General features: G+C 71.5%; 11 protein-coding genes. All 11 read right to left on the reverse strand.

The annotated features are described in order from the left end of the window. Window positions 1-4: 4 nt before the first annotated feature. The 11 genes from argH to ASE68_RS11985 all read right to left on the reverse strand — a co-directional run bounded on the left by argH (window position 5) and on the right by ASE68_RS11985 (window position 13,975). On the reverse strand, window positions 5-1,468 hold the full coding sequence (gene argH / locus ASE68_RS11935) for an argininosuccinate lyase (protein ID WP_055858786.1): 1,464 nt from the start codon (window positions 1,466-1,468) through the stop codon (window positions 5-7). Continuing rightward, window positions 1,465-2,400, reverse strand: coding sequence for an ornithine carbamoyltransferase (gene argF / locus ASE68_RS11940; protein WP_055858789.1), 936 nt, complete (start codon window positions 2,398-2,400; stop codon window positions 1,465-1,467). Before argF ends, argH begins: the two co-directional genes overlap by 4 nt. A gap of 51 nt (window positions 2,401-2,451) precedes the next feature. Continuing rightward, a complete protein-coding gene (locus tag ASE68_RS11945; RefSeq protein ID WP_055858792.1) occupies window positions 2,452-3,645 on the reverse strand; it encodes an acetylornithine transaminase in 1,194 nt (397 codons plus the stop codon). Further along, a complete protein-coding gene (gene argB, locus ASE68_RS11950) occupies window positions 3,642-4,553 on the reverse strand; it encodes an acetylglutamate kinase (protein ID WP_055861271.1) in 912 nt (303 codons plus the stop codon). The genes ASE68_RS11945 and argB overlap by 4 nt, the downstream gene beginning before the upstream one ends. Window positions 4,554-4,555: 2 nt before the next feature. Further along, entirely contained in the window at window positions 4,556-5,707 is a 1,152-nt protein-coding gene (gene argJ, locus ASE68_RS11955; RefSeq protein WP_055858795.1) for a bifunctional glutamate N-acetyltransferase/amino-acid acetyltransferase ArgJ, read from the reverse strand. Continuing rightward, complete coding sequence (gene argC, locus ASE68_RS11960) at window positions 5,704-6,747, reverse strand: N-acetyl-gamma-glutamyl-phosphate reductase (protein ID WP_055858797.1); 1,044 nt, start codon at window positions 6,745-6,747, stop codon at window positions 5,704-5,706. Before argC ends, argJ begins: the two co-directional genes overlap by 4 nt. Window positions 6,748-6,985: 238 nt before the next feature. Next, window positions 6,986-8,662, reverse strand: coding sequence for an ABC transporter ATP-binding protein (locus ASE68_RS11965; RefSeq protein ID WP_055858801.1), 1,677 nt, complete (start codon window positions 8,660-8,662; stop codon window positions 6,986-6,988). Continuing rightward, on the reverse strand, window positions 8,659-9,519 hold the full coding sequence (locus tag ASE68_RS11970; protein ID WP_055858804.1) for an ABC transporter permease: 861 nt from the start codon (window positions 9,517-9,519) through the stop codon (window positions 8,659-8,661). The genes ASE68_RS11965 and ASE68_RS11970 overlap by 4 nt, the downstream gene beginning before the upstream one ends. After that, a complete protein-coding gene (locus ASE68_RS11975; protein WP_200921752.1) occupies window positions 9,516-10,463 on the reverse strand; it encodes an ABC transporter permease in 948 nt (315 codons plus the stop codon). Before ASE68_RS11975 ends, ASE68_RS11970 begins: the two co-directional genes overlap by 4 nt. A 115-nt stretch (window positions 10,464-10,578) precedes the next feature. Further along, the gene (locus ASE68_RS11980; RefSeq protein ID WP_200921707.1) at window positions 10,579-12,240 is read right to left on the reverse strand and encodes an ABC transporter substrate-binding protein; all 1,662 of its coding nucleotides are present in this window, start codon (window positions 12,238-12,240) and stop codon (window positions 10,579-10,581) included. A gap of 10 nt (window positions 12,241-12,250) precedes the next feature. After that, window positions 12,251-13,975, reverse strand: coding sequence for an amidohydrolase (locus ASE68_RS11985; RefSeq protein ID WP_055858806.1), 1,725 nt, complete (start codon window positions 13,973-13,975; stop codon window positions 12,251-12,253). Window positions 13,976-14,048: the final 73 nt, after the last annotated feature.

Below are 14,048 nucleotides of genomic sequence, written 5' to 3' on the forward strand. Positions count from 1 at the left end.
TCGCTCAGTGCCCGGCGTCGGGGAGGCCGGCGACCAGGTGACGCACACGATCGGCGAGGCGTGCGAACTGGTCGGCGACCCTCGCCGGAGCGGTGCCGCTCACGCCGTCGCGGCTCGCGACGGACCCCTCGATCGTGAGCACCTCGCGCACGTCGGGCGTGAGGTGCGGCGAGATGGCGGCGAGCGCGGCGTCGTCGACCGCGTCGAGTTCGAGCGAATGCTCCTCGGCGTACCGCACGAGCGAGCCGGTGATCTCGTGCGCGTCGCGGAACGGCACATGGCGCTTCACGAGCCATTCGGCGACGTCGGTCGCGAGCGAGAAGCCGGCCGGGGCGAGCTCGGCCATGCGCTCGGTGTGGAACGTGAGGGTCGCGATCATGCCCGTGAACGCCGGCAGCAGCACCTCGAGGGTCTCCACCGAGTCGAAGACGGGTTCCTTGTCCTCTTGGAGGTCGCGGTTGTACGCGAGCGGCAGCGCCTTCAGCGTCGCGAGCAGCCCGGTCAGGTTGCCGATGAGCCGGCCCGACTTGCCGCGCGCGAGCTCGGCGATGTCGGGGTTCTTCTTCTGCGGCATGATCGACGAACCCGTCGAGTAGCCGTCGTGCAGCGTGACGAATCCGAACTCGCGCGTGTTCCAGAGGATGATCTCTTCGGCGATGCGCGAGAGGTCGATGCCGATCATCGCCGAGACGAACGCGAACTCCGCGACCACGTCGCGGCTGGCGGTGCCGTCGATCGAGTTCTCGGACGGCGAGGCGAGGCCGAGGTCGCGGGCGACGGAGGCCGCGTCGAGGCCGAGCGTCGACCCCGCGAGCGCACCGCCGCCGTAGGGCGAGACATCCGCTCGCTTGGTCCAGTCGACGAGTCGCTCGAGGTCGCGCGAGAGCGCCCACCCGTGTGCGAGGAGGTGGTGCGCGAGCAGCACGGGCTGCGCATGCTGCAGGTGCGTGCGGCCCGGCATGATCGCCGTGCGGTGCGCGTCGGCCTGCGCCGAGAGCGCGTCGATGAGGTGCACGAGCTGGCGGCCGATGACGGCGACGTGGTCCTTCAGGTAGAGGCGCACGAGCGTCGCGATCTGGTCGTTGCGGCTGCGACCCGCGCGGAGCTTGCCGCCGAGCTCGGGTCCGACGACGTCGATCAGGGCGGCCTCGAGGGCGCCGTGCACGTCTTCGTCGGACTCGGCCGCGACGAGGGTGCCGTTCGTCACGCGCGCCTCGAGGGCATCGAGGCCGGCGAGCATCGCGTCGAGCTCGCCCGCATCGAGGTACCCGGCCGCCGAGAGCGCGCGAGCGTGCGCGCGCGACCCGGCGATGTCGTAGGGAGCGAGCTGCCAGTCGAAGTGCGTCGACTTCGAGAGCGCCTGCAGTTCGGGCGACGGCCCGCTCGCGAACCGGGCACCCCAGAGCGAGCCCTCGTTCGTGCCGTGCTGGTCGTCGGTGCCGGGGGTCCCGGGCGTCTCGGCGGTCATCGTGCGTCCTCCTGGTGGGCGAGCAGCCAGGCCAGCAGGGCCTTCTGCGCGTGCAGTCGATTCTCGGCCTCGTCCCACACGACCGACCGGGGTCCGTCGATGACGGACGCCTCGACCTCGTAGCCGCGGTAGGCGGGCAGGCAGTGCAGGAAGATCGCGCCGTCGGCCGCCTCGGCCATGAGCGCATCGTCGACGCCGTAGCCGGCGAACTCCGCGACGCGCTCGGCCTTCTCGGCCTCCTGGCCCATCGAGATCCAGGTGTCGGTGACCACGACGTCGGCCTCGGCGACGGCCTCGTGCGGGTTCGTCGTGACGAGCACCGATCCGCCCGTCGTCGCGGCGATGCGGCGGGCGTCGTCGACGATGTCGGCGCGAGGCGGGTAGCCGGCGGGCGACCCGACGCGCACGTGCATGCCGGCGGTCGCACCGGCAAGCAGGTACGAGTGCGACATGTTGTTGGCTCCGTCGCCGACATAGGCGAGCGACCGGCCGGCGAGGTCGCCGAAGCGTTCCTTGATCGTCAGCAGGTCGGCCAGCAGCTGGCACGGGTGGAAGTCGTCGGAGAGCGCGTTGACGACCGGCACGGTCGTGCCGGCGGCCATCTCTTCGAGCCCGGACTGCGCGAACGTGCGCCAGACGATCGCGGCGACCATGCGCTCGAGCACTCGGGCCGTATCGGCGACGGACTCCTTGCCGCCGAGCTGGCTGTCGCTCGACGAGACGATGAGCGGGGAACCGCCGAGGTCGGAGATGCCGACCGAGAACGAGATGCGCGTGCGCGTCGAGGTCTTGTCGAAGAAGACGGCGACCGTCTGCGGCCCCTCGAGCGGGCGCTCGGCGAATCGGTCGGCCTTCAGGCGCAGGGCGAGGTCGAGCACCTCGGCCTGCTCGGCCGGGGTGAGATCGTCGTCACGGAGGAAGTGGCGGGTCATGTCGTGTGTGTTCCGTTCGGTGGGTCGGCTGCGCCGACGCGTCGGTTCGGGTCAGGATGCCGCGTGCGCGACGTCGTCGAGCGCTGCGGCGAATCGGTCTGCGAAGGTGTCGATCTCGACGTCGCCGATGATGAGCGGTGGCGCGAGCCGGATCGTCACGTCGTTGGCGGCGTTCACGATGAGGCCGCGCTCGAGCGCCGCGTCGACGATGCGGCCCGCGATGGGCTCGGTGAGCCCCACGCCGATGAGGAGTCCGCGGCCGCGCGTCGCCGAGACGAGCGGCGAGCCGATCGCCTCGATGCGTGCGCGCACCTCCGGCCCGCGGCGAGCCGCGTTGCCGACGAGGTCGGCGCGCTCGATCTCGCCGAGCACCGCGTTGGCCACGGCCGTGGCGAGCGGGTTGCCCCCGAAGGTCGACCCGTGCTGGCCCTTCGAGTAGAGGTCGGATGCCGCGCCGAACGTCACGAGTCCGCCGATCGGGATGCCGCCGCCGATGCCCTTGGCCACGGTGATGGCGTCGGGCGTGATGCCGGCGTGCTGGAAGCCGAACCACTCGCCGGTGCGCCCGGCGCCGGTCTGGATCTCGTCGACGATGAGGAGCGCGCCGTGTCGGCGGGTGAGCTCGCGGGCGGCCTCGAGGTAGCCGTCGGGGAGCTCGACGACGCCGGCCTCGCCCTGGATGGGTTCGACGATGAGGGCGGCGACGGCGTCGTCGATCGACGCCTCGAGTGCCTCGATCGTGCCCGGGATGTGCTCGACGCCGCCCGCGAGGGGTTCGAACGCCTCGCGCATGTGCGGCTTGCCGGTGAGGGCGAGCGAGCCCATGGTCCGGCCGTGGAACGCGTCGACCAGGGCGAGCACCCGGGTGCGCGCACCGCCGGAGTTGTTGAGCCGAGCGAGCTTGAACGCGGCCTCGTTGGCCTCGGCGCCCGAGTTGCCGAACCACGCACGGCCGTTCTCGCCCGCGCCGGCCAGGCGCACGATGCGCTCGGCCAGCTCGAGCGCCGGCTCGGTCGTGAAGTAGTTCGAGACGTGCGCGAGGGTCGCGGCCTGCCGGCTGACGGCCTCGACGAACACGGGATGCGCGTGCCCGAGCGAGTTGACGGCGATGCCCGCGAGGAAGTCGAGGTACTCGTTCCCCTCGTCGTCCCAGACGTATGCGCCCTCGCCGTGGTCGAGCTTGCGGAGCGGCATGCCGATGGAGCGCATGACGCGACGGTCGAAACGCTGCTGCCAGGCGCTCATGCGGCCACCACCTCGGTTCCGATGCCCGCGGGCGTGAAGATCTCGAGCAGGATCGAGTGCGGCACGCGTCCGTCGATGATCGCCGCTTTCGCGACGCCGCCCTCGACGGCCTCGAGGCAGGCCGCCATCTTCGGGATCATGCCCGACTCGAGCTTCGGCAGGAGCGCTGCGAGCTCGGCCGAGTCGATCTGGGAGACGAGCGAGTCGCGGTTCGGCCAATCGTGGTAGAGACCCGCGACGTCGGTCAGCACGACGAGCTTCGCCGCGCCGAGGGCGACCGCGAGCGCGGCGGCCGCCGAATCGGCGTTCACGTTCAGCGACTGGCCCGAATGGTCGGCATCGGGGGCGATCGACGAGACCACGGGGATGCGGCCGGCTTCGAGCTGGGCGATGACCGCGGCCGGGTCGACCTCGACGACGTCGCCGACCTGGCCGAGGTCCACCTCGACGCCGTCGACGACGACCCCGCGACGGCGGCCGCGGAAGAGGCCGGCGTCCTCGCCGGAGAGGCCGATGGCGAGCGGGCCGTGCTCGTTCACGAGGGAGACGAGCTCGCGGTTCACCTGGCCGGAGAGCACCATGCGCACCACGTCCATCGCCTCGGGCGTGGTGACCCGGTAGCCGCCCCGGAACTCGCTCTCGATGCCGAGACGATCGAGCATCGAGGAGATCTGCGGGCCGCCTCCGTGCACGACGACGGGCTTGATGCCCGCGTAGCGGAGGTAGACCATGTCTTCGGCGAAGGCTCGCTGCAGTTCGGGGCTCACCATCGCGTTGCCGCCGAACTTCACGACCACGGTCTCGCCGTGGAAGCGCTTCAGCCACGGCAGGGCGTCGATGAGCACGTGGGCCTTGGCCGAGGCCGACGACTCGGCATCGGCGGTCTCTGTCTGTGCGCGCGTCTGCATCATCAGCTCGCGTACGCGCTGTTCTCGTGCACGTAGTCGTGCGTGAGGTCGTTGGTCAGGATGATGGCGGATGCCTCGCCCGCATGCAGCTCGATGAGCACGTGCGTGGCGCGCGGCGTCAGGTCGACGGCCTCGCGGGGCTGGTCGGGCCGCCCGGCGTGGCAGACCCGCACGCCGTTCATCGACACGTCGACGAGGTACGGGTCGAACGGCGCCTGCGTCGTGCCGATCGCCGCCAGCACCCGGCCCCAGTTCGGGTCGTTGCCGAAGATCGCGGCCTTGAAGAGGTTGTTGCGGGCGACCGAGCGGCCGACCTCGACCGCGTCGTCTTCGGTGACGGCACCGCGGACCTCGATCGCGATGTCGTGGCTCGCACCCTCGGCGTCGGCCTGCAACTGCTCGGCCAGCGAACGACAGGCGCCGGTCACGGCGGTACGGAACGCGTCGAGGTCGGGCACGATGCCGGATGCGCCGGAGGCGAGGAGCGTGACCTGGTCGTTCGTCGACATGCAGCCGTCGGAGTCGAGCCGGTCGAACGTGACCCTGGTCGCCTCGCGGAGCGCCGCGTCGAGCTCGCCGCTCGGCAGGTCGGCGTCGGTGGTGAGCACCACGAGCATGGTCGCGAGGCCCGGTGCGAGCATGCCCGCGCCCTTCGCCATGCCGCCGACGCGCCATCCGTCGCCCTCGATCACGACCGTCTTCGGCTTCGTGTCGGTGGTCATGATCGCCCGTGCCGAGTCATCGCCGCCGTCGGCCGACAGGCGCGCGGCGGCCGAGAGCACGCCCTCTTCGAGGACCTCGCCGTCGAGCTGGTCGCCGATGAGGCCGGTCGAGCAGACGAGCACGTCGCCTGCGGCGATGCCCAGGGCGGATGCCGCGGCCTCCGCCGTGCGATGCGTGACCTGGAACCCCTCGGGGCCCGTGAAGCAGTTCGCGCCGCCGGAGTTCAGCACGATGGCCGACACGACGCCGTCGAGGATGACCTGCTGCGACCAGAGGATCGGGTTCGCCTTCGCGCGGTTCGACGTGAACACGGCCGCGGCCGCCGCCGACGGCCCCCGGTTCACGATGAGGGCGAGGTCGAGGGCGCCTGAGCGTTTGATGCCCGCGGCGATGCCCGCGGCCTCGAAGCCTGCGGGGGCGGTGACGGTCACGGGGCGACTCCGTTCATGGGAAGTCCGGTGTACTCGGCGAGGCCGAGCGCGATGTTCGCGGACTGGATGGCGGCACCCGCGGTGCCCTTGACGAGGTTGTCGACGGCGGCGACCACGACGACGCGGCCGGCGGCCTCGTCGATCGCGAGTCCGAGGAGCGCGGTGTTGGCGCCCACCACGTCGGAGGTGCGCGGGAACGAACCCTCGGGAAGCAGCTGCACGAACCGCTCGCCGGCATAGGCGTCTTCCCAGGCGGCGCGCACGGTCGCGGCATCCGTTCCGGGAACGATGCGGGCCGTCGAGGTCGCGAGGATGCCGCGGCTCATCGGCACGAGGACCGGGGTGAACGAGATCGTCGGGTCGGCCGCACCCGCCCAGCGGAGGGCCTGCTGGATCTCGGGGATGTGCCGGTGGCCGCCGCCCACGGCGTAGGGATTCGCCGAGCCGAGGATCTCGGACGCGAGCAGGTTCACCTTCGGGCTCTTTCCGGCACCAGACGGGCCGACCGCGAGCACCGACACGAGGTCGCGATCCTCGATGACGCCGGCACGGATGCCGGGGGCGAGCGAGAGCGCCACGGTCGACGCGTTGCAGCCGGGAGCCGCGATGCGGCGAGCGCCCGTGAGCCGTTCGCGCTGCGTGCCGGACAGGCGCGGAAGCTCGGGCACGCCGTAGCTCCACGCACCGTGGTGCTCGCCGCCGTAGAACGCCGCCCAGTCGGTGCTCGACTCGAGCCGGTGGTCGGCGCCGCAGTCGATGACGAGGGTGTCGGGCGAGAGCTCGGCGGCGATCGCTCCCGACGTGCCGTGCGGCAGCGCCAGGAAGACGAGGTCGTGGCCACCGAGCGTCTCGGCGCTCGTCTCCTTCAGCGTCAGGTGCGTGAAGGAGCGCAGGTGCGGCTGCACGGACACGAGCGACTGGCCGGCGCTCGAATGCGCCGTGACGGTTCGCACCTCGAACTCGGGATGATCAGCGAGCAGCCGGAGAAGCTCTCCTCCGGCATACCCGGACGCGCCGGAAACGGCGACGGAGTACGTCATGGAATCCACCTTAAGGTCTGAACGAGCGGGGCGATGTTCCGGCGACGCCCCGCGTCAGGCCTCAGGCCTCCGCAGGGGTCGCCGACATTCGGCGCTCGCCACGACGTCGGTTGCGCACGACCGAGACACGCGCGACGCGTGCGGTGCGGGCGAAACGGGCGGTGGACATGGATCGACCCTAGCGGCGGCGCGGCGCCGACCGCAAACCGGGCGGTCGGGTAGTCCCGGTCGCGGCGGATCAGGCGACGGCGGCTCGCGCCTCACCGCCGGCCGGACTCGGCACCGAGTCGATGAGCAGGCGCGTGTACGGATGCTGCGGCGCGTCGAGCAGCTCGGCGGTGGCGCCGCGCTCCACGATCTCGCCCCGGCGCATCACGAGCACCTCGTCGCACACCCGTCGCACGACCGCGAGGTCGTGGCTGATGAAGAGCACCGTGAGCCCACGCTCGCGACGCAGCTCGGCCACGAGGTCGAGCACCTGCGCCTGCACCGAGACGTCGAGGGCGCTCGTCGCCTCGTCCATGACGAGCACGTCTGGCTCGATCGCGAGTGCGCGGGCGATCGCGACGCGCTGGCGCTGGCCGCCCGAGAGGGTTCGCGGCCGCGCGTCGGCGTGTGCGGCCGTGAGGCCGACCTGTTCGAGCAGGTCGACCGCACGGGACCGCGCGGCGGTGCGATCCCGTGTCGTGTGCAGCCGCAGCGCGTCCTCGATGGACCGACCGGCGGTGATGCGGGGGTCGAGCGAGAGGTACGGGTCCTGGAAGACCATCTGCACGCTTCGGGCGTGCGCCAGCCGGGCCTCGCGGCCGTGCGGCACCGACGCGCGGTCTCGGCCGGCGATGGCGAGCGCGCCGCCATCGGTCTGCTCCAGGCCGACGATCATGCGCGCGAGCGTCGACTTGCCCGATCCGGACTCGCCGACGACCGCGAGCGCGCCGCCGCGCTCGAGTTCGAACGACGCCTCGACGACGGCGCGCACGGGCGGCTTGCCGCGCCGGTGGTAGGTCTTCGAGAGCCCCTTCGCCGAGAGGAGCGGTGCGGGCACGGAGGACGCGCCCCCTGAGGCAGGTGCGTCGGATGTCGCGACGTGGGGCTCCGCGTCGACGGCCGTCGCGGCATCCGCTCGCTCCGGAACGCCGCCGGGCGCGAGCGTCGGTGTCGCGGCGACCAGGCGCGCGGTGTACTCGGCCTTGGGCGCCGTGAACACCTGCAGCGCGGCGCCCTCCTCCTCGACGCGACCGGCACGCATCACGACCACGCGATCGCAGATCGAGGCCGCGAGGTTGAGGTCGTGCGTGATGAAGAGCATGCCCATGCCGCGGGCGTCGCGCTGATCGGCGAGCACCCGGATGATCTCGGCCTGCGTGGTGACATCCAATGCGGTCGTCGGCTCATCGCAGATGAGCAGCTTCGGAGAACTCGTGAGGGCGCCGGCGATCATCACGCGCTGCAGCATGCCGCCCGAGAACTCGTGCGGGTACTGCCGCAGGTGCTCCTCGGGGCGCGGCAGCCGAACCGCGGCGAGCAGCTCGAGCGCCCGCGCCGTGGCATCCGTCGCCGAGAGGCCCTCGCACAGTCGGAGCGTCTCGGTCATGTGATCGCCGATCGTGCGCATCGGGTTGATGCCCGACCGCGGGTCCTGGAAGATCATGGCCGCCGAGTGCCGACGCAGCGCGAGGATGTCGCGGCCGCTCGCCCCGATCACCTCGTGCCCGTCGAGCTCGATGCGGCCGCCGAGGCGCGCCCGATCGGGCAGGAGGCCGATGACGGCGCGGGCCGTGAGGGACTTGCCAGAGCCCGACTCCCCCACGAGGCCGACGGTCTCGCCCGCCGCGACGGCGAGCGAGATGCCGTGCAGCAGGCTGGTGCCGTTCTCGAGGTCGAGCGTCAGGTCGGAAATCTCGAGCAGGCTCATGCGGGGACCCCTCCACCGATGCGGTCGGAGAGCTCGTCCCCGATGATGTTGACGGCCACGACCACGACGACGACCGCGACCGCGGGCACCAGGGCGGGCAGGAAGGCTCCGGCGAGGATGCCGGACTGGGCCTCGTTGATCATCGCGCCCCAGTCGGGCGTCGGCGGCTGCACCCCGAGACCGAGGAACGACAGGCCCGCGAGCTCGGCGAGCACGTAGCCGAAGTTCAACGTGGACTGGGCGCCCACGATGGGCATCACGTTCGGCAGCACCCGCCTGACGGCGATCCAGCCGCCGCCGAAGCCCTGCACGCGGTAGGCCGACACGTACGGCCGATTCACCTCGGCCTTCACGAGCGACCTGGTCAGCCGCGCCACGAACGGGGCGTACGCGATGCTCATCGCGATCACCGGGGCGACGAGCCCCTTGCCGAACAGCGCGACCGCCATGATGGCCAGCAGCAGCGAGGGGAAGGCGAAGAGCACGTCGAACACGCGACCCAGCACCGCGTCGATCCAGCCGCCGCGCCAGCCGGCGATGAGCCCGAGCAGCATGCCGATGACCGTCGAGCCGATCACCACGAGCAGCGGACCGAGCAGTGCGGTGCGAGCTCCGTAGACGAGTCGGCTCAACAGGTCGCGGCCGAGGCCGTCGGTTCCGAGCCAGTGCGCCGTGCTCGGCGGGGCGTTCACGGCGAGCAGGTCGATCGCGTCGGGCGGGTACGGGGCGACGAACGGAGCGAAGATCGCCGCGAGCGTCATCGCGGCGAGCACGACGGCCGCGATCATGAAGGTCAGGTCGGGGCGGCGCACCCTCGGCGAGCGCAGCACCTGGACGGCGAGCGTCGGCGTGGTCATCGCGCACCCGCTCCCGCCGCCGAGCGCGGATCGATCCACGGCTCGGCGAGGTCGACGATCGCGTTCACGACGACGAACGCCGTGACGATGAGCATCACGATCGCCTGCACGACCGGGAAGTCGAGCCGGTCGACGGACTGGACCAGCAGGGAGCCGATGCCGGCGAGGCCGAATGCGGCCTCGACGATCGTGCTGGCGACCAGGAGGCCGGCCACGAGCACGCCGCTCACCGTGAGGATCGGGCCGAGCGCATTGCGCACCACGTGCCGGCGCACGACGGTGCCCCGCCGCAGCCCACGGCTCGTGGCCACCTCGACGTGCTCCCGGCCGAGCTGCTCGACCATGGATGACCGGGTCACCTTGCCCACGAGCACGATGAACACGATCGCGAGCGCGATCGACGGCAGCACGAGGTGGTAGGCCATGTCGGCGAATCCCTCCCCGGACCCGAAGGTCGGGAACCAGCCGAGCTGCACCGCGAACACCGAGATGAGCACGATCGACCCGACGAACGACGGGATCGCGCTCAGCACCGTCAGGCCGACGAGCGTCGCCCGGTCGAGCACGCGCCCACGGTTGAGCGCCGCGACGATGCCCGCGGTGACGCCGACGACGGCGATGATCACGCCCGCCATCACGACGAGCATGAGGGTGACGGGCAGGCGTTCGGCGATGACCGTCGAGACATCCTGCCGATACTGCAGCGATCGGCCGAAGTCGCCATGGAGCGCCCCCGCGAGCCAGTTCAGGTACTGCTGCCACGGCGGCAGGTCGAGGCCGTACTGCTCGGTGACCTGGGCGATGGCCTCCGGACTCGGCTGCCGGCCCCGGAGGAGGAAGCTCACGGGGTCGCCCGGCACGATGAAACGCGAGAAGAAGACGAGGAGCGATGCGAGGAACAGGGTCAGCGCCAGCCCGCCCAACCTGCTGGCGACCCGACGGATGCCGCCGGAGTACCGGCCCCGCCCGGTCGGCTCCGCCGGTCCGGCCGGACCGATCGAACCGGCCGGACCGGCCGGACCGGTCGCCGCGGGCGTCGCGGCGACCGGGACCGTCGACCTATCGAGCGCCAATGGTCGCCGCCCACGGGTAGTACAGGAACGCGATCGACGGCGCGACGCCGGTGATGCGTTCGCCGACGAAGACCGGCATCGGGCTGGTGTAGAGCGGGAGCCACGGCAACTGCTCGTTCGCGATGTGCTGCAGCTCGGAGGTGAGCTTCGCCCGGGCGTCGGGGTCCGCGGTGCCGACGGCCTCGTTCGCGATCCGGTCGAAGTCGGGGTCGCTCCACTCGCCGTAGTTGCTGAACTCGCCGGTGCGCAGCACGCCGTACATCTCCAGCGGGTCGGGGCTCGAGAGGTACCAGACCGTGTAGAAGAGGTCGACGCCCTTGCGGGCGCTCGGGTCGGAGAAGAGTGCGGTGTACGCGTTGGGAGTGACGGTCTTGATCTCGGCGTCGAGGCCGATCGACTGCGCGGCGGCCACGGTCGCCTGCGACACGACGGTGAAGTCGTTGCTGATCGGCGCGGTCGCGAACACGACCTTCTCCCCCGTCGCCCCGGCGTCCTCGACGAGCTGCTTCGCCGCCTCGAGGTCGCGCGGGTACTCCTCGAGGCCACTGAACGCCTCGGTTCGGGTCTGCTCGGATGCCTCGCCCCACACGGATTCGGTGGTCAGGGCGTTCGACACCGAACCGTAGCCCTTGGCGGCGGCCTCGAGGATGCCCTCGCGGTCGAGCGCCATCATGAGCGCCTGGCGCACGCGAGGATCGCTGAGCGGTCCGTCGGTGTCGGACACGATGAGGTTCGAGGTCGCGGTGCTGAGGCCGAAGTACACGTCGCCGGCTCCGGACGCCTGCAACTGCGCGATGCCGTCGGTCGGCAGCATCCAGCTGCCGTCGACATCGCCCGACTTGAGGGCGTTGATGCGCGCGTTCGCGTCGTTCATGAAGACGAATCGCACCTCACCCGACTTCGCCTTGAGTGTGTCGTCCCAGTAGTCGTCGTAGCGGGTGAGGGTGATCGACTCCCCCGACTTCCACTCCGAGAGCTCGAACGGGCCGGTGCAGTTCACGAGGCCGGTGGAGTTGCCGTAGTCGGCGCCCTTCTCGGCGAGCGTCGCGGCCGACTCGATGACGCCGGCCGATCCGCCCATGCCCTGGTTGAACTGGGAGTCGGGGATCGCCGTCGTGACGGTGACCTCGCGGTCGCCGGTCTGCTCGATCGAGGTGACGTTCTGGTAGACCGAGAACCACGAAGATCCGACCGCCGGGTCGAGGTGGCGGCTCATCGAGGCCACGACGTCGGCCGCCGTGAGCGGCGTGCCGTCGTGGAAGGTCACGCCGTCGCGGATCTGGTACACCCACGTCGTCGGGCTCGACTGCTCGTACGACTCGGCGAGGCCGGGTGTGAGGGTGTAGTCGGGGTTCAGTCGGAGCAGCGACTCGCAGATGTTCGACAGCACCATGTTGTCGGCGTAGTCGAACGCGTACGCGTAGTCGAGCGAGTACGGCTCGCCGTAGTTCGCCCAGGTGAACGAGTCGATGTCGCCCGAGGGCGCGGCGGTCTGGGCGGTGAGCTCCCAGTCGGGCGCCGAGGCCTTCGGCGCGGCCTGCGGCGTGCACGCGGTGAGCGCCATGGCGCCCGCCGCGAGAGCGGCGACGAGCAGGATGCCGCGGGGGCGGCCGGTGCGGCCGCCGGCGCGGGATCGGAGGGTGGTCATGTCAGGCTCCTCAGCGGGTGGGGGTGGGGATTCCGGGGGTGGCGACGTCATCCGCGAGTCCCGCGGCGGGCTCGGCGTCGTATCGGACGTAGACGGTCTCGCCCTCGATCCACGTGGACGTCACGGTGGCGCGATACAGCTCGTGGTCGCGAAGGGTGAAGGGATCCGGCTCGATGACGACGAGGTTCGCGAGGTATCCCTCACGCACGTGCCCGGTGTCGTGGTCGCGGTGGTTCACATAGGCGCTGCCCGAGGTGTAGGCGGCCATTGCCGTCGCGAGGTCGAGACGCTGGTGCGCGCCGCCGAGCGGCACGCCGTCGACGAGGTCGGGTGCGATCCTCGTGACGGCGATGTGGATCGCCGCCAGCGGGTCGGCCGACGAGACGGGCCAGTCGCTGCCCGCCGCGAGCCGCGCGCCGTCGCGCACGAGGTCGCCGAACGGGTACTGCCGCGCCTCGGCGCCGTCCTGCAGGAACGGCAGCGTGAGCACGTCGATCTGGGTCTCGTGCGTGGCCCAGAGGGCCTGCAGGTTGGCGACGGCTTCGAGCTCGGCGAACCTGGCGGTGTCGGCCTCGGCGACCACCTGGAGGTGGGCGAGGTGATGGCGTCCGTCGCTCGGGCCGTTCGCCGAGCGCGCGGCCTCGATGGCATCGAGCGCCTCGCGCACCGCCCGGTCGCCGAGCGCGTGGAAGTGCACCTGCATGCCCGCGGCGTCGAGTGCCTCGACGGCACGCCGCAGCAGCGTCGGATCGACGAACGAGATGCCCCGGTTCGCCGTGTCATGGCCGTGCGCGTCGCGGTAGGGCGCGATCATCGCCGCCGTCTGGTTCTCGGCGACGCCGTCGACCATGATCTTCACGGTGCCGAACGAGAGACGCTCCTCGTGCCCGCGCTGCGCGATCTCGTCGCGCAGCCGCAGCATGCCCTCGACCTGCTCGAGCCCGCCCGAGCGCTCCCACCACTGCGCGCCGACGACGTGGGCGCGCAGCGCACCCTCGTCGACGGCCCGCAAGTAGGCCCCCGTCGGATCGGAGATGCCGGCGGAGTCGCCCGCGACGAGCGCGTCCTGCCAGCCGGTCACGCCGAGCGAGAGCAGGAGCTCCTGCGCCCGGAGGAGGCCGCGATAGGAGAGATCTTCGCTGCCCTCCGGCCGAACCTCGGCGAAGAGCTCGCTCGAGCCCTCGTGGAACGTGCCGGCAGGGCTGCCGTCCGCCTCGCGCTCGATGCGGCCGTCTGCGGGGTCGGGTGTCTCGGCGTCGATGCCGGCGAGTCGGATCGCGGCGCTGTTCGCCCAGGCGCTGTGGTGGTCGCGGCTCATGAGGAAGACCGGTCGGTCGGGCACCACGTCATCGAGCAGCGCGCGGCCCGGGGCTCCGCCGGCGAAGTGGTCCATCGACCAGCCGCCGCCGAGGATCCACGACTCATCGGGGTTGGCCGCGGCGTACGCGGCGACGGTCGCGACCGCGTCGGCGGCATCCGTCGCAGCGCTGAGGTCGCACTGCAGCAGTTCGACTCCCCCACCGACGGGGTGGATGTGGGCGTCCTGGAAGCCGGGTGAGAGCAGGGCGCCGTCGAGCTCGACGACGCGGGTATCGGGGCCGACGAGGCTCGCGGCCTCGTGCTCCGGCACGATCGCGGCGATGCGCCCGTGCCGGACGCCGACGGCATGGTCGTGCAGGGGCGAGCCGGTTCCGGTGAACACGGACCCGCCGGTGAATAGGACGTCGACAGCCACTTCGCCTCGATTCTTCGTTGTGTGTGGTGGCGACAGTAGCCGCCCGTCCCGGCGCCGTCAACAGTGTTGACAT

Origin of the sequence: Agromyces sp. Leaf222 (assembly GCF_001421565.1) — a bacterium.
Lineage (GTDB): Bacteria > Actinomycetota > Actinomycetes > Actinomycetales > Microbacteriaceae > Agromyces.